Origin of the sequence: Blautia sp. AF26-2, from assembly GCF_003460955.1 — a bacterium.
GTDB classification, from domain to species: domain Bacteria; phylum Bacillota; class Clostridia; order Lachnospirales; family Lachnospiraceae; genus Fusicatenibacter; species Fusicatenibacter saccharivorans.
Window position 1 is genome coordinate 77,974 of sequence record NZ_QTWD01000003.1, and the last position, 26,290, is coordinate 104,263.

The window sequence follows — 26,290 nt, forward strand, 5'->3', positions numbered from 1 at the left end:
TCGATTTCGCATGGCTCTGAACCGTTGCCATTTACACTTTTATTCTGTCTCAAATTATTTGGAGAGAAGTGATGTATATGCTGCTGCATTATCGGTCTTAACCATGTTAATTGCAAAAGCATCATACTCGCTCGGGTTTCCAAGACGGTTTGTGATATTGGACTCTGTCTGTCCGTCTCCACCGATGTAATCTACCTTCAGGTTCAGCAGATCATCATATTTCTCCAGCAGAGGCTGATAGGTAGAGCTCAGGAAGTTATCCGATGCGTTGTAGATATTCAGCCATACTTTTTTGGATGGGCTCTTGCTTTCATCCAGCTGTTTTGCAACTTTATCGTAAACTTTTGTGGAATCTGTGAAATCGTTGTAGTTATCGGCTGTTACAGCAATATTTAATGCGTAGTAAGATCTCTCTTCTTCGCTGTATCTGTAATCTTCACCCCCTGTCAGGCAGTTGCCGGCTTCATCTGCTGTACCGATACCGGTATCAATGTCTACACCGTCCAGTGCGTTACGCAGAACTCTCAGTGTCAGGTAAGCCTGAACGTCTGCATGCTGAGAAATTGTTCCGCCATATCCTTCACCGATTGCTGCTACAGCATCGCTGTTTGCATCGTAACCGAAGGTAGGAACTTTGTTGTCTTTTGCCCATGCATTGAACATTGACATTCCCATACCATCGTTATTGGAAACTACAACATCGATCTGATCACCGAAGGAAGCTGTCCATGTTCCGATCGCGTTACCAGCTGTTGCAGCATCCCATGTTGCACCTGCTGAGTTTTTCATTTCCTGAGAAGCCAGCTCACGGATGGTATATGTTTTTCCGTCTACATCCAGAGTTGCATCCTGCACAACCTTTGCTTTTCCGTCTACGTTTGTTCCGGCCGGTGTAGAATCTACTCCGCCGTCTGCATCTACACCTGTTCCAAGTGCGGAACGAACACCACGTGTACGGGCGATAGAATCGTTATGTCCGATATCACCGATTGCCAGAACATATCCGATTACGCCGTCACCGTTTCTGTCGATCGTGTCTGCGTTTTTCTTGATGTAATCCAGAACCATCTGTCCCTGCAGTTCAGCACCCTGGTTTGCATCGAAACCTACATAATAAGTATTTCCGTTGAAGTTCAGAGCATCTTTGTCCAGTTCGCCGGTAGCACTGCTGGATGGCTGACGGTTGAACCAGCACAGAGGTTTGTCCTTGTTTTCTACGCTTCCGCCCGTTGATGCCGTAGAATCTGCTGTTTCTGTTTTCTGGGTAGAATCTTTAGACTCTGATGGGGATCCGCCACAACCAGCCATGGATACTGCCATAGCTACTGCCATAATTGCTGCTAATGCTTTTCTTTTCATTTTTATTCCTCCCGTTTGGTGATTTTGCTAGATTCGCTTCGTTCCTAGCTGATGAATTCATTATAATCACAAGCGGTCTGAAAAAAAATAGAATATTTTTGGATTAGTTATTGAAATTTTTGGTTATTTCTTGTCGTAATTCCCCAAAACTCCAAGAATCATGCAAAAAAGCAGTCCCACAGAGCGCAAATTACTGCATGACAGATTTTCGTCGTACCTCGGGTACGCCTTCCAATCTGTTTCCTGTAGTTTGCGTTCTGCAGCACTGCTTTTTTTGTATTATTTCTTACTTATGCTTTAAGCGGGGTAAGAGCTCTAAAATCCTCTTGCAGGCGAGACTGCATCAGCTTTCTGACGTTTTAGCATCTTTATATTTTCGCATCAGAATCATATAGCTTATGATCAGTAAAACAGCTGCACTGCTCCATGCACAGATCTCGGCATAGTATATTCCCTCTTCGCCGATCCATTTCGGCAGCAGCAGCGCAACGCTGACACGCATCACAAATTCCGCAATGCCGCTGGCAAGCGGAATCAAAGTATTGCCCAGCCCCTGGATCGCGGAACGATACACATGCAGCAAATACAGTATCCACAAAAAGACAGCCATGATAAACAAATACTTATATGCAATATCTAACACCTGTCGGATCTGCTCCGGTTCACCGGATACAAACAGAGACAATATATTACGCCCAATCAGCACCATCATACCGGAAATGAAAACAGAAGTGAGCACTGCCATATACGTACCGCTGCGCACACCTTTTCGGATTCTCTGATATTTCTTTGCGCCAAGATTCTGCCCTACATACGTTGTAATCGCATATCCATAGGAAACGGCTGCCATCTCCAAAATTCCATACAGCTTGTTCGTTGCCGTAAATCCGGCTACAAACAGAAAGCCAAAGCCATTGATCACATACTGCACCGTAAGTCCTCCCACAGAAATGATCACGTTCTGTATGGCAAGAGGAGTCCCCAGCTTCAAAAGCCGCAGACTCATAGACGGCTGCCTGTAAAAATCCTCCTTTTCCAGTCGGATATCCCTGATTTTCCGTAATACAAGCAGACAGTACAAGGCTGAAAATCCCTGTGCAATAACGGTCGCTATGGCTGCTCCGGCTACGCCCCAGCCAAAAACTGCCACAAACAGCAAGTCAAGTCCCACATTGATCACTGCTGCCACGGTCATTGCAATCAATGGAGATCTGCTGTTTCCAAGTGCCCTCAGGATCGCCGCAAAGATATTATAGGCAGCTATAATCGGGACTCCCGCAAAAATCAGCCGTAAATATAGCATCGTCAGATCAATAACATTATCCGGTGTCTGCAAAAATAAAAGAACGTGATAAACTGCTCCTTCACTTACTGCGAGTACAATCACAGACAGTAATGCTGTCATAATATAGCTTTTCGCCACCGCACATTTCAGATTTTCCTTTTCCCCTGCTCCATAGTACTGCGATACAAGAATCGAAAAGCCCTGTGTGATACCTGTCATGATGCCCAGCACCAGCCAGACCAGCCAGTCTCCGGCGCCTACTGCCGCCAACGCTTCTACTCCTACCACCTGGCCAACAATCATGGTGTCCGCCATCGTATAAAACTGCTGGAAAATATTTCCGAGCATCAGTGGTATGGCAAACGTTATGATCAGTTTTCCGGGGGATCCCGCAGTCATATTCTTTTCATTTGTTCCCATAAGATTAAGAAGCTCCTTTTCTCTCTTTTCCTCCTGCCGCTATTTTACAGGGGACCCTTGCGAAACACAATTCTATTTTTTCACAAAGTTTTTCCGATATTTTTGGTGGCTATTACTTTCTTTTGAGGTAAAAAGAGATTTTCGTTGGTTTTCCATTACAGAGTATGAAAAAGAAGCAGCGTATTTGAGACGCAGACATAATATGCATCCAATTACGTATCGGATTCTACATCTTAATTCCGCAGTATTCCCATGTCACTGTATCGAGCAAGAGGAACTCCTCTGTTCCAATTGGCTTTCCATCTCTGTAAGTTGAAAACACATCCGTGCTAATCAGATTTCCCTCTTTCGTAATTGCATCCATAGGTGTATGACCTACAACCTGCAACAACTTACGTGGCTTATATAATCTCATTTTTGAATGCTGTGGTCTCAGCCAGATCGGCGATGCATCATTCCACATCTCGATTCTTCCGAGCTGATTAATCGTCTCTAGCACAGCATCCACATCATTATATTTTGCTCGCGGAACATATTCCTCTACAAAGAAATTCAGTACGCCTCCATGAGAAAAGAGAACATTGTCTATTCTCTGAACATATTTAATGGGATTATCTTCTGGAACAGCCTCTCGCAAATCCAACAACTTTCTTTGCACTGTCATTGAAGCCATGGAGCTATAACCGCTCTCCAGACAATGCCACAGATAACTCAAATCGTGATTCCCGTAGCACCAGGCTGTTTCCGGAAATGCTTTTGCAAACCGAACAGCCTCATCATAAGTTTCTTCATAAAGTCCGACATTATATTGCTTGTCCCAATCATCAGGGATGTCCATCAGACATACCGCTCGATCGGCAATTCCCTGATGCATAAGAGCTGTAGCCTGTTTAAACATCTGCGGTTTAAGATGAACATCAGGAATTACTAATATCTTCATACCATCATACCTTCTTATACTAACCTTCCTTTTTCGCTACAGAAGCAAAATAGGTATACTTATTTCTTGCCTGTGATTCCCCTGCAAATGCCTCCTGTAAATTCTTCTCTGTCTGTGTTCCTGCATATTCGTTTGCCGCCATCTCTTTTACCTCCGTTTCTTTACTGCTTTTTCAAAATCTGATGCCGGGTGCTTGCACAAAGGACATATAAAGTCATCTGGTAATTCCTCGCCTACATATTCATATCCGCAAATTCTGCAACGCCATATTGTCTGACTGTCCTCTGTTTTTCCAACCTCCTGTGGCTTAGGCTTAATATTATTCTGATAATAATCATATGTTACTGAAGGAACATTGCTTAAAACTTCCATATCGGTTATCTCACCGATAAACATCGTATGTGAACCCAAGTCCTCTGTTTTAGTAACTGTCACAGAAATGTATGCATTTGTACCTTCTGTAATATAATAAATACCATTTGTGCCCCTGGCACACTGCTCAAATGCTTCAAACTTATTGGTATCCCTTCCTGATTGGAAGCCAAAATGTTTGAACAATTCAAATTGTGCCTTCTGACTTAAAACTGATACAGTAAATTTTCCGGTTCTTTGAATCATATCATGCGTATAATTTGCCTTATTTACACAGATACTTAACTGGTTTGGTTCCGAAGCTGCCTGAATGGCTGTATTAATGACGCATCCGTTATCTTTTTCTGCTTCTTTAGCGGTCAATATAAACAGTCCATAACTCAACTTATACATTGCTTTCCTATCCATGCTGTTCCTCCTTTACCTTCTCCCTGCATTTCGGGCAAATGCCTTTAAATGAAATATCATAATCCACAAATTCAATTCCATGAGTGTTATGAATTCTTTCCAGTAAATCCGGTATTTGATCCATATCCACATCAAAAATTTCACCGCACTTTATACATCTTACATGGTAATGATTTTTCAATGTAAAATCAAATCGGTTCGGTCCATTCGGAACTTCAACCTTTCTTAATGCACCTTCCTCTACCAATATATCAAGATTTCTATATACAGTTCCTTTTCCAATTGTTGGATATGCTTCTTTTATAAATTCATACACTTCATTTGCCGTAACGTGTCTTCTCATTTCGTATACGGTATTTCTTACGAGATCTTTTTGAATGGTATTTCTCCTACTTGTCATTCGTCCTCCTTATTAGGATTAGTTCTTAATAAGGATTATATACCACCATCATCCTGCTATCAATAAAAATAGTAATAATTCTCATTATTACAAAAACTGCCAAACTGAGCATCTTTTACCTGAATAACTATTTTATTTTGCGTTCAAATACATATTCTGAATCTGAAGATAAATCAGACCTAAACGAATATCCGAGTCTGTCAAATTTCTGAATCTCCACCGGATTTTCAATATTATTTTCCGCTATGAATCTGACCATTTCACCACGAGCCATCTTGGCATAGGTACCTTTTGTTACCAATTTATCTCCGGATAACTCACAAAATACAATCGTAATATATCTGTCCTGTGATGTCAGATACTTTTCTATACATTTTGAGTATTCTTTTGATGCAAGATTAATGATAATCCTCCTGTCATCGATTATTGAGCGGTATAACAATTCTCCCCAGTACTCATACAGATTTTTTGCATCTCCAATTCCAACCTTTGCCTGCATTTCAAGACGATAAGGAGTCACACCATCCATTGGTTTTAAAATGCCATAAAACGCGGACAAGATTCTTAAATGATTTTGCAAATACTCAAACTGCTGGATTTCAAACACAGATGGTGCCATATATTGAAATGCAATCCCTTCATATGCTAAAACAGCCGGAGTAAGCCTGTTATAAAGATCCATATTTTCCAATCTGTTAAAGTTCTGCTCTGCAATCTTGTCATTACATTTCCAGATAGCTTTCAGTTCTTCTTTTGATTTGCTTTTCATCCAGTTTAATACTTCTGCTGTCTTATCAATATAGACAGGCAGTTCAACCGGTGCTAAGTTATCGGTATCTACAATCATCTTTTTTGCAGGTGATAAAATAATCTTCATTATGCCAATTCCTTAAGCATATTTTCAGGATCATCTGCCGCCTTGACTTTATCATTTGCCTTTATAATGATTCCATGCTCATCAATAAGATATGTAGTTCTTACTACACCCATAGATACTTTTCCATAATTTTTCTTTTCTTTCCAGACATCATATGCTTCAATAACTTTACGCTCCGGATCTGCTAATAGCGTAAATGCCAGTCCGTATTTTTCTTCAAATCTCTTGTGAGACGCTACAGAGTCCTTGCTTACTCCGAGAATAACAGCTCCCTTCTCAGTAAACTGTGGATAACGCTCAGAAAAGCCACATGCCTGCTTCGTACATCCTGGTGTATTATCCTTTGGATAAAAATATAAGATCACTTTTTTTCCTGCATAATCGCTTAATTTATGCATTTCTCCATTCTGATCCGGCAATTCAAAGTCCGGTGCTTTTTTTCCTAACTCTAACATTTACTATTCCTCCGCTTTTGTATTTTCCACCTGTTTTCTTGTTCTTTTATTACCTGAAATCATTTTATGTCCCGTATACATAGACATGATCATACATATAAGAGTGCTACACGCAAAATACCTATGACCTGATTTGGATCCTTTATATCCAGTATAAAAAGTTCCAATCATAGTAATTAACGCTCCGATTGACCAATACTTATGTGCTTTCATTTTATACCTCCAAATTGATTAAGCTGTTTCCAAAATAAATATCTCTGGATCATTAACAATATTATACATTCCATCCATTACTTTTGACAAGCAGGGAAAGAAAAATACTCAATCCAAATACAAAAGGATGTATCACGATAATTCTTGCATTACCTTGACGCATCCTTTCGTGTTGTATTTTTTTATTCTTCTTTTCATTATTTTTTAATTTACAGATACCCTGCGTCATTGTTCCCATTTGGCAGAATGTATACCAGGTTCGTGGCTTATATGCCTTAGACACTGTGCTGTTTGGCTCATAAACCTCAACCTCCTTGTGCTTAGAGTATATGAAGTTTTAGCTTTATCTTGTAAGTTTGCGAATATCCGTATAAACAAAAAAGCCCTTTGAGAAAAGGATTTTTCCTCTCTCAAAGGGCAAGTTGGCAAACAGGAAGTTTTGCATACGTTATTCTTCTAATATTTTTGTAGAGTTCGCATAGAAAAAGTGTTACAGACTTTTTCTCACAGTCTCCAATCCCATGTAACCATCACCAGTGTTAAAACCTTTCATTGCCAACTCCTCCATTTCTTTGAATTTTATGATTTAATCTTCTTTGATGGTTACAGTGTATATCAATAGGTGGGGTATAAAAATCCCTGCTCTTTTATACTGCTATCCTTCTAAGACAAAAGGCCCAGAATACTTTTTCCTGAGCCTTTCCATCTTGTTGTTTTCAATTATAGATAAAGCTATTATGCAACATTCTGATTCTCATCATCTAGTTGAGGTAAATCTTCATCGCTACCAATTGCTTTTAAACCTAACATTGTTACCGTCACTCCCAAAGCTAATGTTACAACTCCCCCAATCGTCTTGAACACTCGCTCATGAAATTTCTGCTGCTGTAAATATAATTCCGTTATTTTATCAGCTTCTTCCATCATTTTTTCAGAAAATTCCCTTCTTTCCTCCTCTGTTAAGTTTTCTTGTTCCAGCTGATTTGCGAAGGTCTCAAGAACATACTGATGTGCATGAACTGCTTGTTCATATTCTTCTTTATTTGTTTCTAAAATTGTTTTGCATAACTGTGTATAATTTTCTATTGCTGATTCCACAAACTCTACATATACTGGGAACTGCTTTATTATTTCAAGCGCCACTTCCTTTTCCATATATGGAATCATAGATGTAAACTCCATCACTTTATCCTTTGTTAAATTTCGAAATGATTCAATTTTTAACGCTTTTTTTACAGCTTCTTCTGAATGATATCTTTTTCTTATTTTCTTTTCCATGATTATGTTCCTACTTTGCTTCTTTGCGAATGGTGCCAATTTTTTTGTCACTTCTGGTATCTCTTCCATTTTTGTTTCTAATAGTCCCCGGTGGAAGACCATGCTTCTTTTCAAATGTTCCTACTCTACAATCACTTCTAGTTTTCCTCATGTTTTTCTTCCTTTCATAATTCCGTATCAACAATGCACTTGTTGTTTACTGATGCTTCAAGTATAATAAAATCTATAAAGAAAATACACGCACAGCATGTGGACTTAACACCTGATAATTCTCATGTTCGGCGATATACGGGGAGGTTATTCTCATGGGGAAACAATCTACAAGAGAAAATAAAACAATTTATCAGATTTGCCGGGAAGAAGCCGGTCTTACCAGATTAGAAGCCAGCGAAAAAATGACTGCTGTTTCTGATTCTAAAATTGAAAAATTTGAATATGAAATGCAGGAACCTACACCTTATGATATTATCCAGATGGCAGACGCTTACGGGCGACCAGATCTCTGCAATTATTACTGCTCTCATAAATGCGAAATCGGTCACCGTTATGTCCCGGAAGTCGAAGTTTCTGACTTGTCCAATATAATCCTGGAAACCATTGCCAGTCTGAATGAGATTAATCCTCTTACCACACGTCTGATCCAGATTGCCCGTGACGGTAAGATCAGTGATGATGAGATCAAGGATTTTGCTTTTATCAGTAACAAACTGGATGAAATTTCTCTGGCAATAGATTCTCTGAATCTCTGGGTTGATAAAACAGCCGGAGAGCAGGGACTAAACATCGAATTGCTCAGAGAAGAAAAAAAGAAACAGAAATAAGTATGAAAAAACAAGGCAGCGAACCTATTTATGGTTCACTGCCTCTTTCCTTTACATATGCTGTAACTGGTTTATGATGTATTCCGTTTTGCGGATAGCTTCTTCCACCTGATGTCTGGCATTATTGATTCGATCCTGCACCATCCAATCCACAACAAATCCATCAAAAAAATAATCTGCAAAGGATAAGAAGTCTCCAGTATTGATGTTTAAATTACAAGCCATGTTCACATCATTTAATTCCCTACTGAAATTACGAAGATCATATTTCGCCTGTTCCATATTTTGTCTGGCCTGATCCATCTTGGAGTGTTTCAACATCGTAGAAAAGAATCCACCGCCAAACATATCCACCAAGCCCCAATTCTTTGCACTGTTCAGGTTCTCTTTTGCTGTCCGAAGACTACTTAACGCACGTTGTCCTGCTTCAATCGCTTCTCGTTTCTCTTTTTCTATATCATATCCCATAATTTCTTCCCTCCTCGTATTTTTATGAGTTAGATGATATAAGTGCAATGATTCCGCCGATGATCAACAATGGAAGTGCAATATAAATCAGTCCGCCAACAACCATTCCTATCAAAATCACCGGGAAAAATACAACTGTACAGAGCAGCTTTAAGATTCCCCAGGATGCTTTTACACCAAATATAAAAAATTTTCCAATAAACCAGATCATGCATATAGCAAATAATAACGATAACATATTCTACTCCTTCTGACTCCTGTTATGATTTGAATCATTCATTTTTTTGATTGTTTACTTGATATAAACTCAGATGTATTTCTCACACCGATTTTACTACTGAATTCTGGGTTCTTCTCTATTTTTTCAATCATCCGAATTATCCTTATTCTCTGTGCTGTATCCATCTGCTCACCTCATTCTAACAGTTCTGCCTTTTGATATTGTCAGTATAACCGGATAACTTTTCAAAATATATACCTAATACAAAGAATTGAACATATGTAATTCTCAATTTTCGAGGAATAGTTGTTCCTCCTGTTCTTTCATCAAAATTCTTCATCACGGAATGCTTCCAGATATTCATCAATAAGATCCAGATTAACTAACACAATTCGTTTGACATGGTATACTGCTCTGGCATCTTTCGCTAACTGTTAGAGTATATGAAGTTTTGGCTTTATCTTGTAGTTTGCGAATATCCGTATAAATGAAAAGTCTAATCCCCCAGCTATGCTGGGGGATTAGACTTTTCATTTAGCTTGTTTCTTGACTACTCAGGAAAAATATTTCTACCCTCGCCCCACCTGTATTTTCAGAATTTGAAAGTTTAATACCTCCACCATATTTTTCAGCCACAGTTTTTGCAAAAAATAGTCCCATTCCATAATGGGCTTCGCCATTTCTACTTGTGTCATCCATAAAAAACTGCTCTGTGCCATGCAATAATGCTTCTTTTGTAAATCCTGATCCGCTATCCTCCACAATGAATGTCAGCCGGCCATCCTGCTCCTTTGCGTCAATATAAATGATTCCATTTTCTTTTGTATGCTCCACTGCATTCTGAATCACATTCATTACGGCTCGGAACATTGGATCATAAGCAATCGTTACCTTTTTATCACTTTGTCCCGCCTTCCAATCTATTTTCTGGTGATAGATTTCTACCAGTCCGAGTGCCTGTTCCTTTATATCTGCGAAAAAATCTTCTAACCTCACCGTTGTATAGGTAACATCACTGCAATTCCATGATTTTGTGACATCTATCAACTGTTTTACATAACTTTGTATCTGTGTTGTGCCGTTCAAAACATAAGTGATATTATTCTTCTGTTCTGTGGTCAGTTCAGTCTCTGAAAGTAGTTCTGCATTTCCCCGTACAATCGTAAGAGGTGTTTTAATATCATGCGCCAAAGCAGACATCTGTTGTTTCTTTTCCTGCTCTGTTTTCCACTGCTTTTCTAAAGATTCTCGCAATGCATCTCGCATATCATCGATTGCCGATAAACAGTCATCAAACTCTTTGATACCGGAACAGGATGTCTCATATTCCAGATTTTGATCCTTTATTTGTCTGATTGCGTCTAATACAGGCTGCATCTGCTTTTTGATTCTTTTTCCAAAACGTATGGACGGAATGATGATAATCGCTACCGCTCCAATCACTGACATAATACTCATCACATTCTGTGGTCCTATAAAATGCTCCCTCAAAAAAGCTGAATGATATTGAGGTGTCAGGCGATATTGCAATACAACATATTCATTTTCCCTTACAATTACTTTATAAAAATATTTCCCGGATGCGTTTCCGTACTTTGCAACATTCCATGCTATCTGTTCGTATTGTTCTGACAGATCTCCACCTATTTTCTCTCCATTCTCTGAAAAGATTACATAATCACAAAGTGCGGGAATCATCTCAGCAGTCACTTTATCTGCACGTAGAATCGTATCATATGCTTCATTAATCTTTTGCTCTGCATAATTTGCCGGATAAATACAGCCCACACTAATCAAAAGGCACAGCAGCAGATAAGCAACAATCACCAAACCAACTAATGATCCAAGCATGACCAGTACATATCTCATAAAAATCCTGCTGAGTGCATTGCTTCTCTTTACTCTTCCCATTTATATCCAATCCCCCAGACTGTTTTTATCGGCATATAATCATAATCCGCAAATTTTGCTCTTATATTTTTGATATGCGTGATTATAGTACTGTCATTACTCTCATTGTCAAAGCCAAAGACCGCTTCCAATATCTGTTCCTTCGAGAAAACCTGTCCTCTGTTTTTAGCCAGAAATTCACAGATTTCGTACTCTGCTTTCGTAAACGGAAGTTCTTTATCATCCATCAACAGTTTCTTTTGAGACATCTGAATGCAGACTCTCCCTAAAACCATCCGGACAGAATGTTCCCTGTGCTCTCTTCTAAGATGTGCATTGATCCTTGCCCGAAGTTCCATCACTCCAAATGGCTTTGAAATATAATCATCTGCTCCTAAAGAAAGTCCGTTTACCAGACTGTTTTCCTCCGTTTTTGCCGTAAGAAACAAAATCGGACAATCCACAAGTGCCCTGATTCTTTTGCATAATTCGAAGCCATCAATTCCAGGCATCATAATGTCCAGTAAAATCAGGTCATAACGATGTAATTCTTCCATATTAATTTTTAGTGGATTACTTACTTTGGTAACCAGATGTCCATCCTTATTCAAAATGCTTTCTATCATTTCCAAAATTGCCGGTTCATCATCAACTGCCAGTATTTTTGCCATAGTTTCCCTCGATTCTATTCCGATATTCTGTTTCCTTCCCAGTGGTTTACCCACCAAAAATAGTATACCATACTAATCCCTGTAAATATTAAGCAACCTGGTATGAATGACAACCATTCACCTACACTAGTTTCTCCCAATACAGATTGCAGATAAGTATATGGTACTCTACCCGTCCAGCAGACAAATACATATTTCCACACATAATCTCCAAGTCCGGTAAGCATCAATGCACTAATTAGTCCTGATATAATCCCTGCTCCAATGGATACCCCTTTTCCAAACTGAAAAGCCAGAATCAGCTGCCACAGATAAAGTGGAACACTGCTTCCCCACAGCAGCAATGCTGCAAATATACATCCTTTCATGATTTCGATATCGCTTGATGCGATTCTTCCAAATCCAATTCCGAATATGATTGCTGTCAATAGGATAGAGCACAGACACAAAACCAGTAGCATCAACAGTTTCGATAAAAATGCTGCAGGTTTATCCGGTAAAGACAACAGGTTTTGAAAATTACCTGCATTTTGTTCTTGTTCCATCACACTTGCTGTAAAAATTCCAATAAGTACCGGAAGTCCTGCTCCTATTGCCTGATAAAATGCAATCACTTTCATATTTTCATTCCATGGTGAAAAAAAGTAATATATTAAAAATATAACGCTGGTTATAATCGGAATCAGTAAGTGTGCCAGAATCACAGATGTTCCTTTCATCTTTCGCAAGTCTGCATTAAGAGATCTTCCAATCATCTTATTTCACCTCTCTTCTCTCAAACCATTTCAAAAACAGAACCGTTACAAAAACAAACCAGATGATTGAGAGACACATTCCCGGAACAATGACTCCCGTATCCAAAAGAGGATTCCCTGCTTCTGCGGCAAGTCCATTTGGTAAAACATGAAGCAACGGGCACATCATTCGCATAGGGATTGCAGAAACAAGTACATACCAGATTCTGGTTTGTGATATTACCACACCGCTGACGGTAATAAACAGGCAGACGAACAGGTTTACAATCATTCCAAATCGTTCACTTAAAAATAAAGCTACCGGAATCTCCCATAACTCAGAAACCGTCAGAAACAATACTGCAATCAACGCTCCTCCAACTGGAACATGTGTCGTTAGAAGAAAGCCTCCAAGCGTTGCTCCTGCAAACACAATCACATTAGAAAACAAAATCATGTACCCAATATAAATAATTTTCCCCAGCAACAATTTTCTTCTATCTGTGGGAATAGTCATTAAATGATAGTATTTTATCTTTTTCTCCTGCGCCACAGAAAGATAACAAAATAGAGCAATCATCCCCGGCAGCAAAAGTGTATACCACCAGTTCCAAACACTTTCTGCATAAGCATTTGTCATCCCAAGAGTAAATATAAATGCCATGACAAATGTAAGAAGAGGAAATCCCCAGATAAACTTTTTTCGCATGGTTCTTTTGGCTTTTTGATGTTCTGCTTTTATAATATTAACCATGGATTTCACCTGCTTTCTGGTTTTTTCTTACCACATTCATAAACAAATCTTCAAGATTATCTCCCTGCTTTAATGCTCCTTCGTATCCTAAGATTCCACCTGAAATAATCCCGACTTTATCTGCAAGTAACTGTACCTCTGAGAGAATATGACTGGAGAGAATTACAGTGATTCCCTGTTCCGGAAAAGACCGGATCAGCTCTCGTAATTCCTCGATTCCTATTGGATCTAATCCATTCGTAGGTTCATCCAATATCAAAAGTTCCGGTTCTCCAAGCAATGCCATTGCAATGCCTAGTCTTTGCTTCATTCCCAAAGAAAACTGTCCTGCTTTCTTCTTTCCGGTGTTTGTAAGTGATACAATCTGCAAGACCTCATCAATTCTGTTTTCATCTGTACCAAGCAATAATTGTCTTACCTTCAAATTCTCTCTGGCGGAAAGATTTTCATAAATAGGCGGATTCTCAATTAACGCTCCTATTTTTGATAAATCTTTCCTATCCAAAAGTTTTCCATCAAAGTAAATCTTTCCTGCAGTTGGTTTCATCATACCAGTCAACATTTTCAATGTGGTAGATTTTCCCGCACCATTCGGTCCAAGCAGTCCATAAATCTGTTTCTTTTCTATATTAAGTGAAACATTATTTACCGCTTTCTGCTTTCTAAAATATTTACACAAATTTTGTGTCTGCAACATCATTTCCATCTTTACTATCCTTCCTTCCATATTTCATTTCTTACTGAAATATAACCTAACAGAAAAAAATAAAGATTTGATGAAGATTGCTAAATAATTCGTCTACTCTATTTTTATTCTCGTATGGAATAAACCATCATTAATAAGGGTAAGATCACTGGTGCAGTTGACATTGACAATATGTATGAATTTGCTTCTTCACACTGCAATGATTTCAAGGATCTCCGCGATGATGAGGACATTGTTATCAATCGGGAGTGGATCCTTAACAAACTTGCCGAAGCAGAAAACGAATAGTATATTTGGTGGCTACACCCCCAAGCCCCTGTAGAATCAATAACGCCGGTACTGGATATCAAAATCCCGCACCGGCGTTATTAATTGTAATTCTTTTTTCTACTCAAATAAACAGCTTATCTGCCCTACAAACTGGAATTGAGATTTCATATATTCCAAGGGATTTAATAACTGTTATATTTTATTATCAAATATCTCTCAATCCCTTGAAAACACAAAGTTTATCGCAGGTGAGCTTTCCCTTATTGTTTCCCTTGCGTTATATCGTCCCACCAGTGTTTACGAACTCTGATAAGGGCAAAAACAAGGGCAAGAAAATTATATAAAACAGTATAACACAAAATAAAAGTGACATTGTGAACTGATTGAAATGCTTCTGATTTTTGCAACAAATGATTGATTTAACGATAAGGAGATTTAATACGATGAGAACAATATTTGCAGAATACAATCCCAAGCGCAACAGTATTGATGTTTACACCTCTGTTGGCTATATGCTCCGCATTGACTGTTCTCCCACCGCAAAGGATTGTATCAAGTGCCGCCCTAAATGTGTGCCGCGATCTCCGGCAGCTTCCCGCGTCCATGCAAACTCAATATCGGCGGTTTCCAGCCCGCAGCCGAAAGAGGACGCAAGCAGCTTCCCGTCTGTCTTTTCGGGATTTAAGATATAGTCTATCGCAGCCTTTAAGGTTGATTTAATAGGGTGCGTCTTTGTAACCGCCATATCTCGTCCACCGCCTTTTTAATGTCCTCTATATCCTGCCTGTAAACCGTCCCCGTCGCATTGGCGCGTTTTGCAATTTGGTTGATGTTCCGGCTCACCGCTTGCAGTTCCCGGATATATGCTTTTGTGTCGCTTCGGTCAACGACAAGAATATACCCGTCTATCGCCATTTTACGGAAGTATGCCCCATACTGCTTTATGGGAAGCTGCTTCATCTTCTCGTCGATCAGCCGCTTTTCTTCTTCCGTAACGTAAAACTTCATCTGTATATTTCTCTTTCGGTTTTCCATTTCCGCACCGCCTTTCGGTATAAGGGTTTGGGATTATCCCAACAAGCATTTTCCGCAAACGGGTACTCGTTTGCTGTGCTTGCTATCTACTCCATACCCCCACCGAAAGGCGGTATTTGTTGCGCGTTCCTTTGATTTTGGACGCAAAAAAAGATTGCAGCCGCCATGCGCTGCAATCTCCCGATTTCTCATATTGTGAGGTTAATCCTCTGCTTTTTCGACTTCCGTTATCTCCCTTGCTGTTGCGGTTACAATCCGTATGCCTTTATCGCTCATACCGTCCAGCAGCGCGTCAAGCTGCCGCCGCCCGGTGGATTTCTCCGCATTGCTGTTCGGGAAGAAAAATTGATCTACCGAAATATGATACCGGGTTACAAGGTCATAGAATACCTGTAAACTCGGCTGTTGTCCCTTGTTCTCGATATTCGCAAGGTAGCGCGGGGAAATATATAACTCGTCGCTTACCTTTTTGCGGCTCTCGCCGTATTCATTTCTCGCGGCTTTTATAGCTGCCCCGAAAGCCTTAAAGTCGTACAATGGTACGGGTCTTTTTGCCATTTTCATTCACCCTGTTACATTTTACAGTTCACCTTTCTTTTTGGATATGTCCACACAATTCATATCATTAGGTTAAATACTTCCTGTTGTGTATTGACAGTAGACTGATTTTCTGATAAAATAAAATTTATGTAAAAGGAGGTGGCGTTTATGTTGCATAGCATGCGTATTAGATAAGCATTGAAAAAAAGGATTTTCCCATTTTCAACATGGGCTTTTTTGTCATGCTTATTTTGCGGATGCTATACAAAAAACTAACGACGTATAGATATAGTATAGACATAGTGCAAGCTATGCCTTAGTTTTGTTGTACTGCTCTGTGCATTATAAATGCAGGTCAATGCTCATGTTGAGGATTGACCTGCATTTTTTTGTGTAAAAAGGACGAGTGAAATATAATGCTTAAAAAATATTGGATAAAATGTCCGATTTGTAACGGAAAGACGAGAGTTCAAGTATTTCATAATACTGTATTAAAAGATTTTCCTCTTTTCTGCCCTAAATGCAAATTGACGCATATCATTGATGTAGAAAAATTAGAGATTGTAATCAAAAATACAGAAAAACAAACTTTTATTATTTAGAAGAAAGGATATAAAAATGAAACGTTTACCTAAATATACGCCTGCGGAAGTACGGAATGATCCATACGGATTTACTTACAAAGAAATGTCGGAAGTTATTGGCGAGAATGAAGCAAAAGCCTTATATGAAGAATTATATAAGCAATTACCACGCAAAAAAAATCTATCAATGTTGGTAAAAAATATTTGCAAAAGCAGTGATACTGAAAAGTATGTTTACGAACTGAAAGACAACAAATACATTGAAACGGTTTTTATCAAGCGGCGAGATGGTGGAACTGTTTGCGTGAGCACACAAGTCGGTTGTCCTGTTGGTTGTATTTTTTGTGAGTCCGGGCGAAATGGCTTTGTTCGTAATCTAACATCGTCAGAAATCGTACAACAGATTATATTGTTGCGTCGAAAAGTAAACCGTATCGTTTTTATGGGTATGGGAGAGCCTTTATTCAATTATGACAACTTGATAAAAGCAATCCATATTCTCCGAGATAGATATGGGCTCAACTTTCCAACCGACGGCATTACCATATCAACAGTTGGTCCGGTCGATCAATTAAAAAAATTGCGCGAGGAACATCTTAAAATTCAGTTGACAATATCTTTACACGCAGCAACACAATCTGCAAGAAATCGTATTATTCCTCACATGCGCATATATGCTATTGAAGATGTTGTTAAGCAAGCCTTATCCTATTCTGAAAGGCATAATCGCAAAATTGTCTTTGCGTATTTGCTTTTACCGGGTATAAATGACCGGCCCTCAGATGTAAGACAACTTGCAAAATGGTTTCGGGGCAAAAAAGTTATGATTAACGTGTTACAATACAACCCAACAAGCAATTCAAGAATTAAAGCACCACAGAAACGGGAAATAGTTGCATTCAAACATCAATTAGAGCAAGCAGGACTTGAAGTTACTATGAGAGTTTCTCATGGCAGAGAGATTAACGCGGCTTGTGGACAGTTAGCTAACACATATAATAAATTCAAAAAAAAATGATTAAAAGTGCCAGACGCATAGACGCAGAGCCGATAACGCATTAGGTCAAAAAACCTATGTGTTATCGGCTTTTTTATTTAATATTGCGCAAAAGCCGCTGTTCCCTATTATAGAATGGATTGCGGGTAGTGTATTAAAGTCGCCCTTTTTTAAGGATACGGCGGTATCGGGGAGGTATCGCCGTGTCCATTTTTATTTACTGTAACCCGCCTAATGCTTTGCGGTCAAAAAAAGCTATGCTCCGCAAGCGGGATATTCCGGCTATGAATGTGAACTGTCAATACATTTAGCTACTGCTTACATTTCCTTTGCGCCCGTCCGCGTCTTGCGGACGGGCGCATTTTGCTTTTTTCAACTTTTTTCTGAAAAGCGCACTCAAGAGCCATCTCCCGAACGGGTACGGAGCGAAAGGGGCAGAGAGGACAAGCCCTTAACTCCCGTCCTCTACTCCACGCGGGAAGGAGGTGAACTCTATGGAGCTATCTTCTTCCGACAAGGAAAGAATACAACATCAGTACGACGCATTAGCAAAGAAAACTTTGGTCGGCGAAGCGAAAAGCCACCGCCGCACTCTTGCGAAACGCGCAGCACGCGAAGTTACTTTTTCGGATTTGAGCGAAAGCGAACTCGCGCAGCTTTTCACAACGGACGAATACGAAAGCGATTATTTCCGTTTTCAAGTGTCCGGCTTTGATGTACTCGTCAAAAATGAACTGCTTGCCGAAGCCCTTAACGCTTTGCCCGAAAGGAAACGCGACATTATCCTTTTGTCCTACTTCTTGGATATGAGCGACGCGGAAATTGGCGAACTGCTGAATGTTGTACGCACGACGGTTTTCCGGCACAGGAAATCCGCGCTTGCGAAAATCAAACAGTATTTGGAGGGAAAAGCAGATGATGAATACCGTTAGGAAGTCTGAAAATCTGTTGCCGTTCCCTGTCATTTCCGCAGCGGCAAACGGCGACACAACCGCCATGTGCGCGATCTTGAAGCACTACGAGGGTTACATAGCGAAACTTTGTACCCGCACGCTGAAAGACGACGCGGGCAATACCTATTCCTATGTGGACGAGGAAATGCGTAACAGGCTGCAAGTGCGCCTTATTACCCGCACCCTTGCTTTTCATGTAGGATAATCTTTTAGCCCATGCGGGGAGCGTGTCCCCTTTCCACGCTTCCCGTTATGGGCTATTTGTCGTTCCGCAAAAGCATATCCGCTGTTGATGTGCTTTTGCAGGCCGACAAAGCCTATTGTTCTTTGACAAAGAAAGCGGCCTTTGGTGCGCAGCATAACAGGCAAACGGGTACATTCCGTCTGTACCGAGCCAGTCGGCGGGTACGCCATGACAGCTTTTCCCCATAGGGGAAAAGCCGAGCGAGAACTACCGCGCCGTAAAACAGGTTTAGCAGCTTGTGGGCGACGACATACAAGGCGGCACAATGATACTCCCGCGTTGAACACCCTCAAAGTATTGCGCGGCGCACCCATAAGCATGGGCCGGGGTGAAACTCCCGTGAGGTTGCAGCTAACAACCGCCCGTTTTTGCCTTTTGACGAATATAGTTTATCCATACAGGAAAAGGAGGTTTTTCTAATGGATAAAAAACAGACAATTACAACCGAACGCAAAATAGGGAAAATCACCTATCTTGTTCAAGCGTTGCCGAGTGAAAAGGCAACCGATACAATCCATAAAAAGATTGAGAAACTCATTGTAAAGGATTTGCAGAAAAAGCCCGGAAATCCGGGATTTTTAGCGTCCGAGTAGTGCATTAGGCGGCGGGATATGGTATAATGATAGCAACACATTATACCTGTTTATTCGGCTGTCGGAAAGGAGGACTAATGTTACAGTCGAATAAAATCACCGCCCTTTACTGCCGTTTAAGTCAAGAGGATATGCAAGCCGGAGAAAGCGGAAGCATACAGCACCAAAAAATGATACTTCAACGCTATGCGGACGAACACCATTTTTTGAACACAAAGTTTTTTGTGGACGACGGATTTTCCGGCGTGAGTTTTGAGCGCGAGGGGCTGCAAGCGATGTTGCAGGAAGTGGAAGCCGGACGAGTGGCGACGGTCATTACCAAAGACCTTTCCCGTCTTGGCAGAAACTATCTGAAAACGGGCGAACTCATAGAGATTGTATTTCCCGAAAACGGAGTACGCTATATCGCGATCAACGACGGAGTTGACACAGCGCGGGAGGATAACGAGTTTACCCCCTTGCGGAACTGGTTTAACGAGTTTTACGCCCGCGACACAAGCAAGAAAATCCGCGCAGTTAAACAGGCACAGGCGCAAAAAGGCGAGCGCGTCAACGGGGAATATCCATACGGCTATATCCCAGACCCGAACAACCGCCACCACCTTATACCCGACCCGGAAACCGCGCCGATTGTCAAACAGGTTTTCGCTATGTTTGTTAGCGGCGTGCGTATGTGCGAAATCCAAAAATGGCTTGCGGAAAACAAAGTCTTGACGATTGGAGCGTTGCGCTATCAGCGTACAGGACAGGCGCGGTATCAGCGGGCAATGATCGCCCCCTATACTTGGCCGGACAAAACGCTCTATGACATATTAGCAAGGCAGGAATATTTAGGGCATACCATAACCGCGAAAACTCACAAGGTATCCTACAAGTCGAAAAAGACCCGGAAGAACGAAGAAGAACAACGCTATTTCTTCCCAAACACCCATGAGCCGCTTGTTGACGAGGAAACCTTTGAACTTGCGCAAAAGCGGATTGCTACCCGCCACCGCCCGACAAAAGCAGCGGAGATTGATATTTTTTCCGGCTTGCTGTTTTGCGCTGGTTGCAGACATAAGATGTATTACCAACAGGGCGTAAATATCGAGCCGCGCAAGTTTTCCTATTCTTGCGGCGCATGGCGCAACAGGGCAAGGACAGGCAGCGAGTGTACCTCTCATTATATCCGCAAAAACGTACTTCTTGATTTAGTGCTGGAAGATATGCGGCGGGTTTTGCGGTATGTTAAGGAACACGAACAGGACTTTATCTGTAAAGCTACCGAGTACGGCGACATGGAAGCGAGAAAGGCATTAGCGCAGCAGCAAAAGGAACTTTTCAAAGCACAGGCGCGTATGACCGAACTTGACACGCTTTTCCGCAAGCTGTATGAGGACAACGCATTAGGCAGACTGACAGATGAACGGTTTGTGTTTCTAACTTCCGGCTATGAGGACGAAAAGAAATCCCTTGCCGCAAGGATAGACGAGTTACAACAGCAGATCGCAACCGTTACCGAGCGAAAAAGGGATATATCAAGGTTTATTCAGATTGTCGGGAAATACAGCGACATACAGGAATTGACCTATGAAAACGTCCATGAGTTTATCGACCGTATTTTGATACATGAATTAGACCGGGAAACCAACACCCGGAAAATCGAAATCCATTATAGCTTTGTCGGACAGGTTGATACCGAGCAGGAGCCGACGCAAGTTGTCAACCATGACCGCCGCAACATGGTAGATGTAAAAAGTATCGCTATCTAACCCCAGCAAATGTCAGCCCCGTTATTTTATCCGTTTCCTCAATTTTAGCCGTTAGCATTATGATTGGATAAGTGTATTTCTTTCGGATAAGCTGGCAAAGTGAAAAGCCGTTCATATCCGGGAGCATAATATCCAGAATGGCAAGATCAATGTCGCCGCTTTCAATACACGACATGGCATCCGTTGCGCAGTAAAATTTATAAACGACGTAATTTTCGTTTTTCAAGTAGACCTCCAACAGATCCGCTATATCTTGCTCGTCATCTATAATCAATATCTTTTCAGACATATTTTCAACTCCTTTGCTCATATTTCCAATTAAGTATAGCAAATACAACATCTAAATTCACAATGGATTGCCTGAGAAATTATTAAGATTTTCCTAACTTTCGAATTTAGGCAACTCAAAATGCTAACGTAATTTACATATCAGTTTTTTATGTGTCATACATATTCTCCAATATACTTCCATATAATGCACAGATTGACTTCACAATTGCATGCCATGAAATATCAGCAGCATAAGAATAATTTTTTTGATATGTTTTCCATAAGGTCTCCATAACCGGACTTGATTCAATTTCATCAAATATTTCTCTTATATCCTCAGCTTCTATCAGGTCTAATGTTCCCCTTTTTTTGGCTGTAGCCACAAGTGCAGTCCATAAAACTTGTTTTTGGAGTTGTTCTCCATACAACTTTTGTAAAATATAAATATCATAAAAATCTCTCATTCGTGTATTTGTAACGTTTCGACTAACAACAGTTTCCAATTTTTCAGCCAATACCGTTTCCAGATTATATGCCCATACCTCAATAGTGCGGTCTTCAAGCATAAGATTAAATTTGTACTTGATTTCTCTTGGTGTAATTACATCCCCTGTAGAAATATCAATCTTTAATGGTGTGATTACACCATCAAATTTCGTTTCCATGCTTACACGAACACCAGGATAATCTGCTTCTTCCATGATTTCCGATATCCGTTTGACCCGAAATGAAACACCATCGTCCAGTGGAATTGATATAATTTGGGATATAATCATTTCTACATCCTCCACACTAACATTAGTGCCTTTTATGGTAGCATCCAGATCCATAGTAGCTCTGGCATCCAGACCAACCATTGCCGCCACAAGCATTCCACCTTTTAATATAAACTGGTTTTTATACTCTGATAAAGAAATTCGTTCTAAAAAACGTTCCATCATATAATTCCGCATCAAAATCTGTGCATCTGCGGATTTTTTCTTTGACATATTACGAATTAAATCCTTTAATTGTCTTGCCGTTGTTATCATCTAAAGTAACACCTCCAAATATGGTCTAAGTATGTTTTCAACATGAAACATAGCTGCGTATTTCATAAGCATCCGTAAGTTTTTATCCTTACGTTTTGCATATTGTTTCAATGCGTCTTGAAAGACCTGCATTTCAACATTTTTTCTGCTACGAAGCAGATCACAAATTGTTCTCTCCATGTCATAAACGGGAACGGAATGTCCGAATGATGTCTGCATAGCTATGATTCCTATTTCATGTAAATCCTTTTTTACTGTGTACACTTGAAAACCGTCTTCCTGCAAACGACTTGGATTATATCCAGTTCTTACTGTTATGGTGTATTTCAAAGGCTCTCTGTCCGTTAAATCATGAAAAAACAATGCAGTTTCATGAGAAAATACAGCTTGACCACAACGTAAATGCAAAAGGTACATTGCATCTGTCCACGTATCCGGCGATACATACACACCATGAGCAGCTTGTTCTAATCCTCGTTCCTTCACATATGCATAAAACACAGACTTACTAATTCCATTATTTAGAACTTGAAATGTCTGAATTGTCCCTCCACATTCACGCAACAACAAATCTAATTTTTCAAACTGAGTCATATGCTTTCTCCTTTCGTGCTAATATGATAATATATATTAGCACGAAAGTAAAGACATATAGTACCAATAAAATATCGGTATTTTTGTTTTAATGATATCCCCTTGTTTCTCGCCATCCCTTTACATACCACCTGATTCCAACATATACCAGTTGCACGAATAATAAGAGAAATAGCAGATTGATTGGCAATGTTGTCTTTATCCACTTCCCAAAGTAGATAGCTGTTGCCATGCTTATAAGTATTACCATTATGGTAATCATATCCCAACAGCACTTCTTATATAACTCTGCAATCTTTATCTCTATAAATGCTACAAGTATTCCAGCACCCACCAAACATCCACCGCAGATCAGTATTCTTATCAGCCAATATACAATTCCGGCAACGACAGGATTGGATATTCCATTACTAATCTGTGCCATGTTCTTTCCTGTCAGTATAATCCACCCTGCAATGGTCTGTATAAAAGTGGCGATTGTATCAAAGAATACCACGCAATCAGAAATAAATATTTTTGACCGTATCATCTGAAAAAGAGTAGTTGATACGGAATACCATATCAGCAGAAACATCAATGCTTCATACATGGCTGTTTTTGTTTTATATCTGCCTGCCAGTTTTTCTCTCTGCGTATCATACTTTTCCTTGGCTTTCAGATAAGCTGTCAGGTTACAGTTCCCACACTTTTGATAGAGTACTGGCTTTTCAACCGGTATCTCTACTTTTTTCTGATGAGAGAGTGCATAGTCCCGTTCCTGTTCTGCCTGCCTTAGCTTATCTTGACATTCCTCTGTCATGATTTCGGCAGCGTGCGTTTTCTCTTTCTCTCTCTGCAACAATTCTTTTGTTTTCCTCAAGTCGTTCTTTAAGGCTTGAATGTTCCCTGCTCTGTTCTCGCTGTTTAACCTCTCGTTCAAGGTCAGCGATTCGTCGAGCTGCATTTTCAGTTCCCGGATAGTCCTGTCTTTCTGGTCGAGTTCTTCCTGCATCTGCTCTGTCAGCAGAAGCAACTCTTCCAGTTGATCGTCGCTCTTTGAGTTTCTTAATTCGTTCATCAATCGACCTTCCTTTCTCTAATTGCTGTTCAAGTTCAGTAATTCGCTGTTCTGTTTCTGCAATAGCCGGTTCTCGCTGTTTAATTTCTGTGCCAATTCCTGCCATTGCTGATTTTCGTCTGTAAGCTTCTGTATCTGGTCTGTCTTTTCTTCCAGAAGTATCAACAGTTCTTCTGTATCCGGCAAGATTTGAAGCAGTTCTGATAATTCGCTCTCTAATTGCTGCAATCGTTCTTCCTGCTCCTGAAAGCACATCAGCTTCTCGTCCTTTTCCTGTATTTCCTGAAGCATCTCTGCCATGATATTCTGCTGTTCCTCTATCTGTGTAATCATTGCTTCCATCATGGGAATTACTTCTTTGCTTTCTTCTAATGTCATTCAACCACTCCCTCCACATCGACAATGCACCGGATACCTTACCAAAGGTTTCAATTACCTTTTGCAATAGTGCATTTTGTTTTTTAATCATCTGGTTTTCCTCTACCTTCCATGAACCATTCCATATCTGTCCGGTGAGATATTTTTCCTCAATCTTTCTTGCATCCGCACCCTCATGAATCGTAGGGATTTTTAATTTGCCCTGTCTTTCATAAGAGCGGTGGTCAATCTGATTGTCTATGGATAAATGCCGGTTACACATCCCAGCCCATTCGCTTCGCCATAACTCACAATTCTTTGGATTATTCCAGCCGGTAGCATCGGTCAGAACCCGTTTCCATTGTTTTCGGTTTCTTGCCCCGACTTTCTGTACTCCGTTTTCATCAAGTACCGGAATGCGGATTCCATGCCGGTCAGGATTTTTCTTATCCTGCCACCAGTCCGGGTGGGATTCATCAACCACGATATTTCCGTCAGTATCTCTGGCAAAATCCCAGTCCTTGACTTCTTTGCTGCCCCATGAATGATCCAGATTGAATGGTCGCATGGTTACAAGTAAATGCACATGTGGGTTTCCATCGCCCTTATCGTGTATGCTCCAGTCGACACACATTCCCTTATCCACGAAAGTCTTTTGAATATATTCGGTTGTATAATCAATCTGTTCCTGTCTGCTCCATTCTTTCGGCAGGGAAAATTCAAATGAGCGTCCAAGCTGTGCATCTGCATTTTTTTCTATCTTCAATACCTCATTCCATAGACGCTGTTTCTGAAATGTGATTTTAAACTTTTCCAGTGCGGCATCTTTATCATCCGCTCTTTTATAACGGATAGACTGTTGAAACCTTTTTATATTTTCTTCCGGTACATGCAGCCATTCAGGAGGTGCATTTTCGCACATCATCAGACTGGTGTAGACGACTTCCTTTTTGGAAGTATAGTAACTGATTCTGCCTGTTTCCTCATTCTTCATCACATCTCCATTAAGATATGCCGATGCGGATATGACAGATTTTCCTTTACTGCGCCCGACAATCTTTACTGTAAAGTGAAATATCGCCATGATACGATTCCCCCTTTCTGCCGTATCCGGCATTGATTTCCGACAGCATCTTCTTCTGGTTTGGCAGAAGTGAAACTGTCGGAACGCCCTCTGCGCAAGAGTGCCCCCTGCGGCATGAGCAGGTCTGGCTGAAAGCCCCGCCGACGGAACGAGCCCGGCAAGCGTAAGCGCAGACCGGTTGCCACTTGTGGCAAACTTATAAGGACGACCTCTGGTTGTCCATAAGTGCGCCCTTCATTCAAAGGCAATGAAGGGAATGGAAAAACCACTCCCTCCGCCATTACACTTCCTCCATATCTGTAAGTGGCTCTTTCTGCATCGCCTTTGAGAAAAACTTTCCGTTTGTTTCCTGCCTTTTTAAGAAGCCTATCAACTTTGGTAAATCTTCCTCCTCAATCGGACAGCCAAGAACCGATTCCACTGCGCCACCAATCTGACAGAGCCTATGGGTTCGTTTTTTACTTTCCTCTGCTTTCTTTCGCTTTTCCAGTTCCTTCCGCTGTGCAATGAGCTTTTTTGTAGCTTCAATGCTTTCCTGTTCCTTTTTCTCTAATGCACGTATTCTTTCTTCATAAGTCTTTGTTGATTTCGCCATATCGTCTTCATCCTTTCTTTTTCCGATAAACAACAGTTCCCGGTTGCATATCAGGAGAAGCACA

At 40.5% G+C, this 26,290-nt stretch carries 32 protein-coding genes and 4 pseudogenes; 8 read left to right on the plus strand and 28 right to left on the minus strand.

Annotated elements, in window-relative coordinates; genetic code table 11:
- Positions 1 to 54: 54 nt before the first annotated feature.
- The 10 genes and pseudogenes from DWY63_RS05490 to DWY63_RS05540 form a co-directional block, all read right to left on the minus strand.
- Positions 55 to 1,359, minus strand: coding sequence for a substrate-binding domain-containing protein (locus tag DWY63_RS05490; RefSeq protein WP_117801557.1), 1,305 nt, complete (start codon positions 1,357 to 1,359; stop codon positions 55 to 57).
- 343 nt (positions 1,360 to 1,702) lie between these two features.
- Positions 1,703 to 3,064, minus strand: a complete 1,362-nt coding sequence (locus DWY63_RS05495) for an MATE family efflux transporter (RefSeq protein WP_117801558.1) — start codon at positions 3,062 to 3,064, stop codon at positions 1,703 to 1,705.
- Between the two features lie 226 nt (positions 3,065 to 3,290).
- A complete protein-coding gene (locus DWY63_RS05500; RefSeq protein ID WP_117510120.1) occupies positions 3,291 to 4,004 on the minus strand; it encodes a metallophosphoesterase in 714 nt (237 codons plus the stop codon).
- Between the two features lie 22 nt (positions 4,005 to 4,026).
- Positions 4,027 to 4,146: pseudogene (locus DWY63_RS05505) on the minus strand (ferritin family protein); the annotation flags it as partial.
- A 5-nt stretch (positions 4,147 to 4,151) separates the two neighbouring features.
- Positions 4,152 to 4,784, minus strand: coding sequence for a flavin reductase (locus tag DWY63_RS05510; protein WP_117801559.1), 633 nt, complete (start codon positions 4,782 to 4,784; stop codon positions 4,152 to 4,154).
- Positions 4,777 to 5,184 carry a Fur family transcriptional regulator gene (locus DWY63_RS05515; RefSeq protein WP_055225693.1) on the minus strand — a complete coding sequence of 136 codons (408 nt, stop codon included), beginning with the start codon at positions 5,182 to 5,184 and terminating at the stop codon, positions 4,777 to 4,779. The genes DWY63_RS05510 and DWY63_RS05515 overlap by 8 nt, the downstream gene beginning before the upstream one ends.
- A 127-nt stretch (positions 5,185 to 5,311) precedes the next feature.
- Complete coding sequence (gene yaaA / locus DWY63_RS05520; RefSeq protein ID WP_055267392.1) at positions 5,312 to 6,061, minus strand: peroxide stress protein YaaA; 750 nt, start codon at positions 6,059 to 6,061, stop codon at positions 5,312 to 5,314.
- A complete protein-coding gene (bcp, locus tag DWY63_RS05525; RefSeq protein WP_117801560.1) occupies positions 6,061 to 6,516 on the minus strand; it encodes a thioredoxin-dependent thiol peroxidase in 456 nt (151 codons plus the stop codon). Before bcp ends, yaaA begins: the two co-directional genes overlap by 1 nt.
- Positions 6,517 to 6,519: 3 nt before the next feature.
- Complete coding sequence (locus tag DWY63_RS18315) at positions 6,520 to 6,729, minus strand: DUF6219 family protein (protein ID WP_021737557.1); 210 nt, start codon at positions 6,727 to 6,729, stop codon at positions 6,520 to 6,522.
- Positions 6,730 to 7,464: 735 nt separating this feature from the next.
- Positions 7,465 to 8,007 carry a hypothetical protein gene (locus tag DWY63_RS05540; protein WP_070103728.1) on the minus strand — a complete coding sequence of 181 codons (543 nt, stop codon included), beginning with the start codon at positions 8,005 to 8,007 and terminating at the stop codon, positions 7,465 to 7,467.
- Positions 8,008 to 8,312: 305 nt separating this feature from the next.
- Between DWY63_RS05540 and DWY63_RS05545 the strand changes: the two genes are divergently transcribed.
- Positions 8,313 to 8,828, plus strand: a complete 516-nt coding sequence (locus DWY63_RS05545; RefSeq protein ID WP_055182202.1) for a helix-turn-helix domain-containing protein — start codon at positions 8,313 to 8,315, stop codon at positions 8,826 to 8,828.
- Between the two features lie 51 nt (positions 8,829 to 8,879).
- Here DWY63_RS05545 and DWY63_RS05550 read toward each other — a convergent pair whose 3' ends face one another.
- From DWY63_RS05550 to DWY63_RS05580, 8 genes and pseudogenes are all read right to left on the minus strand, one after another.
- Positions 8,880 to 9,296, minus strand: a complete 417-nt coding sequence (locus DWY63_RS05550; protein ID WP_117801561.1) for a hypothetical protein — start codon at positions 9,294 to 9,296, stop codon at positions 8,880 to 8,882.
- A 22-nt stretch (positions 9,297 to 9,318) separates the two neighbouring features.
- On the minus strand, positions 9,319 to 9,534 hold the full coding sequence (locus DWY63_RS05555; RefSeq protein WP_055221652.1) for a hypothetical protein: 216 nt from the start codon (positions 9,532 to 9,534) through the stop codon (positions 9,319 to 9,321).
- 308 nt (positions 9,535 to 9,842) lie between these two features.
- Positions 9,843 to 9,938: pseudogene (locus tag DWY63_RS18320) on the minus strand (DUF6462 family protein); the annotation flags it as partial.
- Positions 9,939 to 10,050: 112 nt separating this feature from the next.
- On the minus strand, positions 10,051 to 11,427 hold the full coding sequence (locus DWY63_RS05560) for a sensor histidine kinase (RefSeq protein WP_055267396.1): 1,377 nt from the start codon (positions 11,425 to 11,427) through the stop codon (positions 10,051 to 10,053).
- Positions 11,415 to 12,077 (minus strand): response regulator transcription factor, encoded by a 663-nt coding sequence (locus DWY63_RS05565; protein WP_015512795.1) that lies wholly within the window; start codon positions 12,075 to 12,077, stop codon positions 11,415 to 11,417. The genes DWY63_RS05560 and DWY63_RS05565 overlap by 13 nt, the downstream gene beginning before the upstream one ends.
- Before the next feature lie 14 nt (positions 12,078 to 12,091).
- On the minus strand, positions 12,092 to 12,832 hold the full coding sequence (locus DWY63_RS05570) for a lantibiotic immunity ABC transporter MutG family permease subunit (RefSeq protein ID WP_055040007.1): 741 nt from the start codon (positions 12,830 to 12,832) through the stop codon (positions 12,092 to 12,094).
- Between the two features lies 1 nt (position 12,833).
- Positions 12,834 to 13,565: a lantibiotic immunity ABC transporter MutE/EpiE family permease subunit gene (locus DWY63_RS05575; RefSeq protein WP_004853398.1), complete on the minus strand. Its 732-nt coding sequence runs from the start codon at positions 13,563 to 13,565 to the stop codon at positions 12,834 to 12,836.
- Positions 13,558 to 14,271: a lantibiotic protection ABC transporter ATP-binding protein gene (locus DWY63_RS05580; RefSeq protein ID WP_044999424.1), complete on the minus strand. Its 714-nt coding sequence runs from the start codon at positions 14,269 to 14,271 to the stop codon at positions 13,558 to 13,560. The genes DWY63_RS05575 and DWY63_RS05580 overlap by 8 nt, the downstream gene beginning before the upstream one ends.
- Before the next feature lie 713 nt (positions 14,272 to 14,984).
- On the opposite strand from DWY63_RS05580, the pseudogene DWY63_RS19055 reads away from it, so the two are divergent.
- A pseudogene (locus DWY63_RS19055) lies at positions 14,985 to 15,089 on the plus strand (DUF6061 family protein); the annotation flags it as partial.
- Here DWY63_RS19055 and DWY63_RS19060 read toward each other — a convergent pair.
- From DWY63_RS19060 to DWY63_RS05600, 3 genes are all read right to left on the minus strand, one after another.
- Positions 15,050 to 15,286 carry a relaxase/mobilization nuclease domain-containing protein gene (locus DWY63_RS19060; protein WP_416386143.1) on the minus strand — a complete coding sequence of 79 codons (237 nt, stop codon included), beginning with the start codon at positions 15,284 to 15,286 and terminating at the stop codon, positions 15,050 to 15,052. The pseudogene DWY63_RS19055 and the gene DWY63_RS19060 overlap by 40 nt on opposite strands.
- Positions 15,247 to 15,576 (minus strand): plasmid mobilization protein, encoded by a 330-nt coding sequence (locus DWY63_RS05595; protein ID WP_002584958.1) that lies wholly within the window; start codon positions 15,574 to 15,576, stop codon positions 15,247 to 15,249. Before DWY63_RS05595 ends, DWY63_RS19060 begins: the two co-directional genes overlap by 40 nt.
- Positions 15,577 to 15,777: 201 nt before the next feature.
- On the minus strand, positions 15,778 to 16,134 hold the full coding sequence (locus DWY63_RS05600; protein WP_002584957.1) for a helix-turn-helix transcriptional regulator: 357 nt from the start codon (positions 16,132 to 16,134) through the stop codon (positions 15,778 to 15,780).
- 398 nt (positions 16,135 to 16,532) lie between these two features.
- Between DWY63_RS05600 and DWY63_RS05605 the strand changes: the two genes are divergently transcribed.
- The 6 genes from DWY63_RS05605 (at position 16,533) to DWY63_RS05635 (ending at position 21,238) form a co-directional block, all read left to right on the plus strand.
- On the plus strand, positions 16,533 to 16,718 hold the full coding sequence (locus DWY63_RS05605; RefSeq protein WP_003431289.1) for a cysteine-rich KTR domain-containing protein: 186 nt from the start codon (positions 16,533 to 16,535) through the stop codon (positions 16,716 to 16,718).
- A gap of 16 nt (positions 16,719 to 16,734) precedes the next feature.
- Complete coding sequence (gene rlmN, locus DWY63_RS05610; RefSeq protein WP_002584956.1) at positions 16,735 to 17,718, plus strand: 23S rRNA (adenine(2503)-C(2))-methyltransferase RlmN; 984 nt, start codon at positions 16,735 to 16,737, stop codon at positions 17,716 to 17,718.
- 473 nt (positions 17,719 to 18,191) lie between these two features.
- Positions 18,192 to 18,629 (plus strand): sigma-70 family RNA polymerase sigma factor, encoded by a 438-nt coding sequence (locus DWY63_RS05615; protein WP_002604474.1) that lies wholly within the window; start codon positions 18,192 to 18,194, stop codon positions 18,627 to 18,629.
- On the plus strand, positions 18,613 to 18,855 hold the full coding sequence (locus DWY63_RS05620) for a helix-turn-helix domain-containing protein (RefSeq protein ID WP_002604473.1): 243 nt from the start codon (positions 18,613 to 18,615) through the stop codon (positions 18,853 to 18,855). The genes DWY63_RS05615 and DWY63_RS05620 overlap by 17 nt, the downstream gene beginning before the upstream one ends.
- 458 nt (positions 18,856 to 19,313) lie before the next feature.
- The gene (locus DWY63_RS05630; RefSeq protein WP_002604472.1) at positions 19,314 to 19,487 is read left to right on the plus strand and encodes a transposon-encoded TnpW family protein; all 174 of its coding nucleotides are present in this window, start codon (positions 19,314 to 19,316) and stop codon (positions 19,485 to 19,487) included.
- Positions 19,488 to 19,564: 77 nt separating this feature from the next.
- Entirely contained in the window at positions 19,565 to 21,238 is a 1,674-nt protein-coding gene (locus DWY63_RS05635; protein ID WP_002604471.1) for a recombinase family protein, read from the plus strand.
- Between the two features lie 10 nt (positions 21,239 to 21,248).
- Here the strand turns inward: DWY63_RS05635 and DWY63_RS05640 are convergent.
- From DWY63_RS05640 to DWY63_RS05670, 7 genes and pseudogenes are all read right to left on the minus strand, one after another.
- Positions 21,249 to 21,527 (minus strand): annotated as a pseudogene (locus DWY63_RS05640) (response regulator); the annotation flags it as partial.
- 148 nt (positions 21,528 to 21,675) lie between these two features.
- On the minus strand, positions 21,676 to 22,539 hold the full coding sequence (locus DWY63_RS05645) for a nucleotidyl transferase AbiEii/AbiGii toxin family protein (protein ID WP_003505363.1): 864 nt from the start codon (positions 22,537 to 22,539) through the stop codon (positions 21,676 to 21,678).
- Positions 22,540 to 23,133 (minus strand): type IV toxin-antitoxin system AbiEi family antitoxin domain-containing protein, encoded by a 594-nt coding sequence (locus DWY63_RS05650; protein WP_003505367.1) that lies wholly within the window; start codon positions 23,131 to 23,133, stop codon positions 22,540 to 22,542.
- An 88-nt stretch (positions 23,134 to 23,221) separates the two neighbouring features.
- Positions 23,222 to 23,932 (minus strand): DUF6040 family protein, encoded by a 711-nt coding sequence (locus DWY63_RS05655; protein WP_003505369.1) that lies wholly within the window; start codon positions 23,930 to 23,932, stop codon positions 23,222 to 23,224.
- On the minus strand, positions 23,910 to 25,631 hold the full coding sequence (locus tag DWY63_RS05660) for a MobA/MobL family protein (protein ID WP_117607065.1): 1,722 nt from the start codon (positions 25,629 to 25,631) through the stop codon (positions 23,910 to 23,912). The genes DWY63_RS05655 and DWY63_RS05660 overlap by 23 nt, the downstream gene beginning before the upstream one ends.
- Complete coding sequence (locus DWY63_RS05665) at positions 25,607 to 25,912, minus strand: hypothetical protein (RefSeq protein ID WP_005345966.1); 306 nt, start codon at positions 25,910 to 25,912, stop codon at positions 25,607 to 25,609. The genes DWY63_RS05660 and DWY63_RS05665 overlap by 25 nt, the downstream gene beginning before the upstream one ends.
- Positions 25,912 to 26,226, minus strand: a complete 315-nt coding sequence (locus DWY63_RS05670) for a hypothetical protein (protein ID WP_014080633.1) — start codon at positions 26,224 to 26,226, stop codon at positions 25,912 to 25,914. Before DWY63_RS05670 ends, DWY63_RS05665 begins: the two co-directional genes overlap by 1 nt.
- Positions 26,227 to 26,290: the final 64 nt, after the last annotated feature.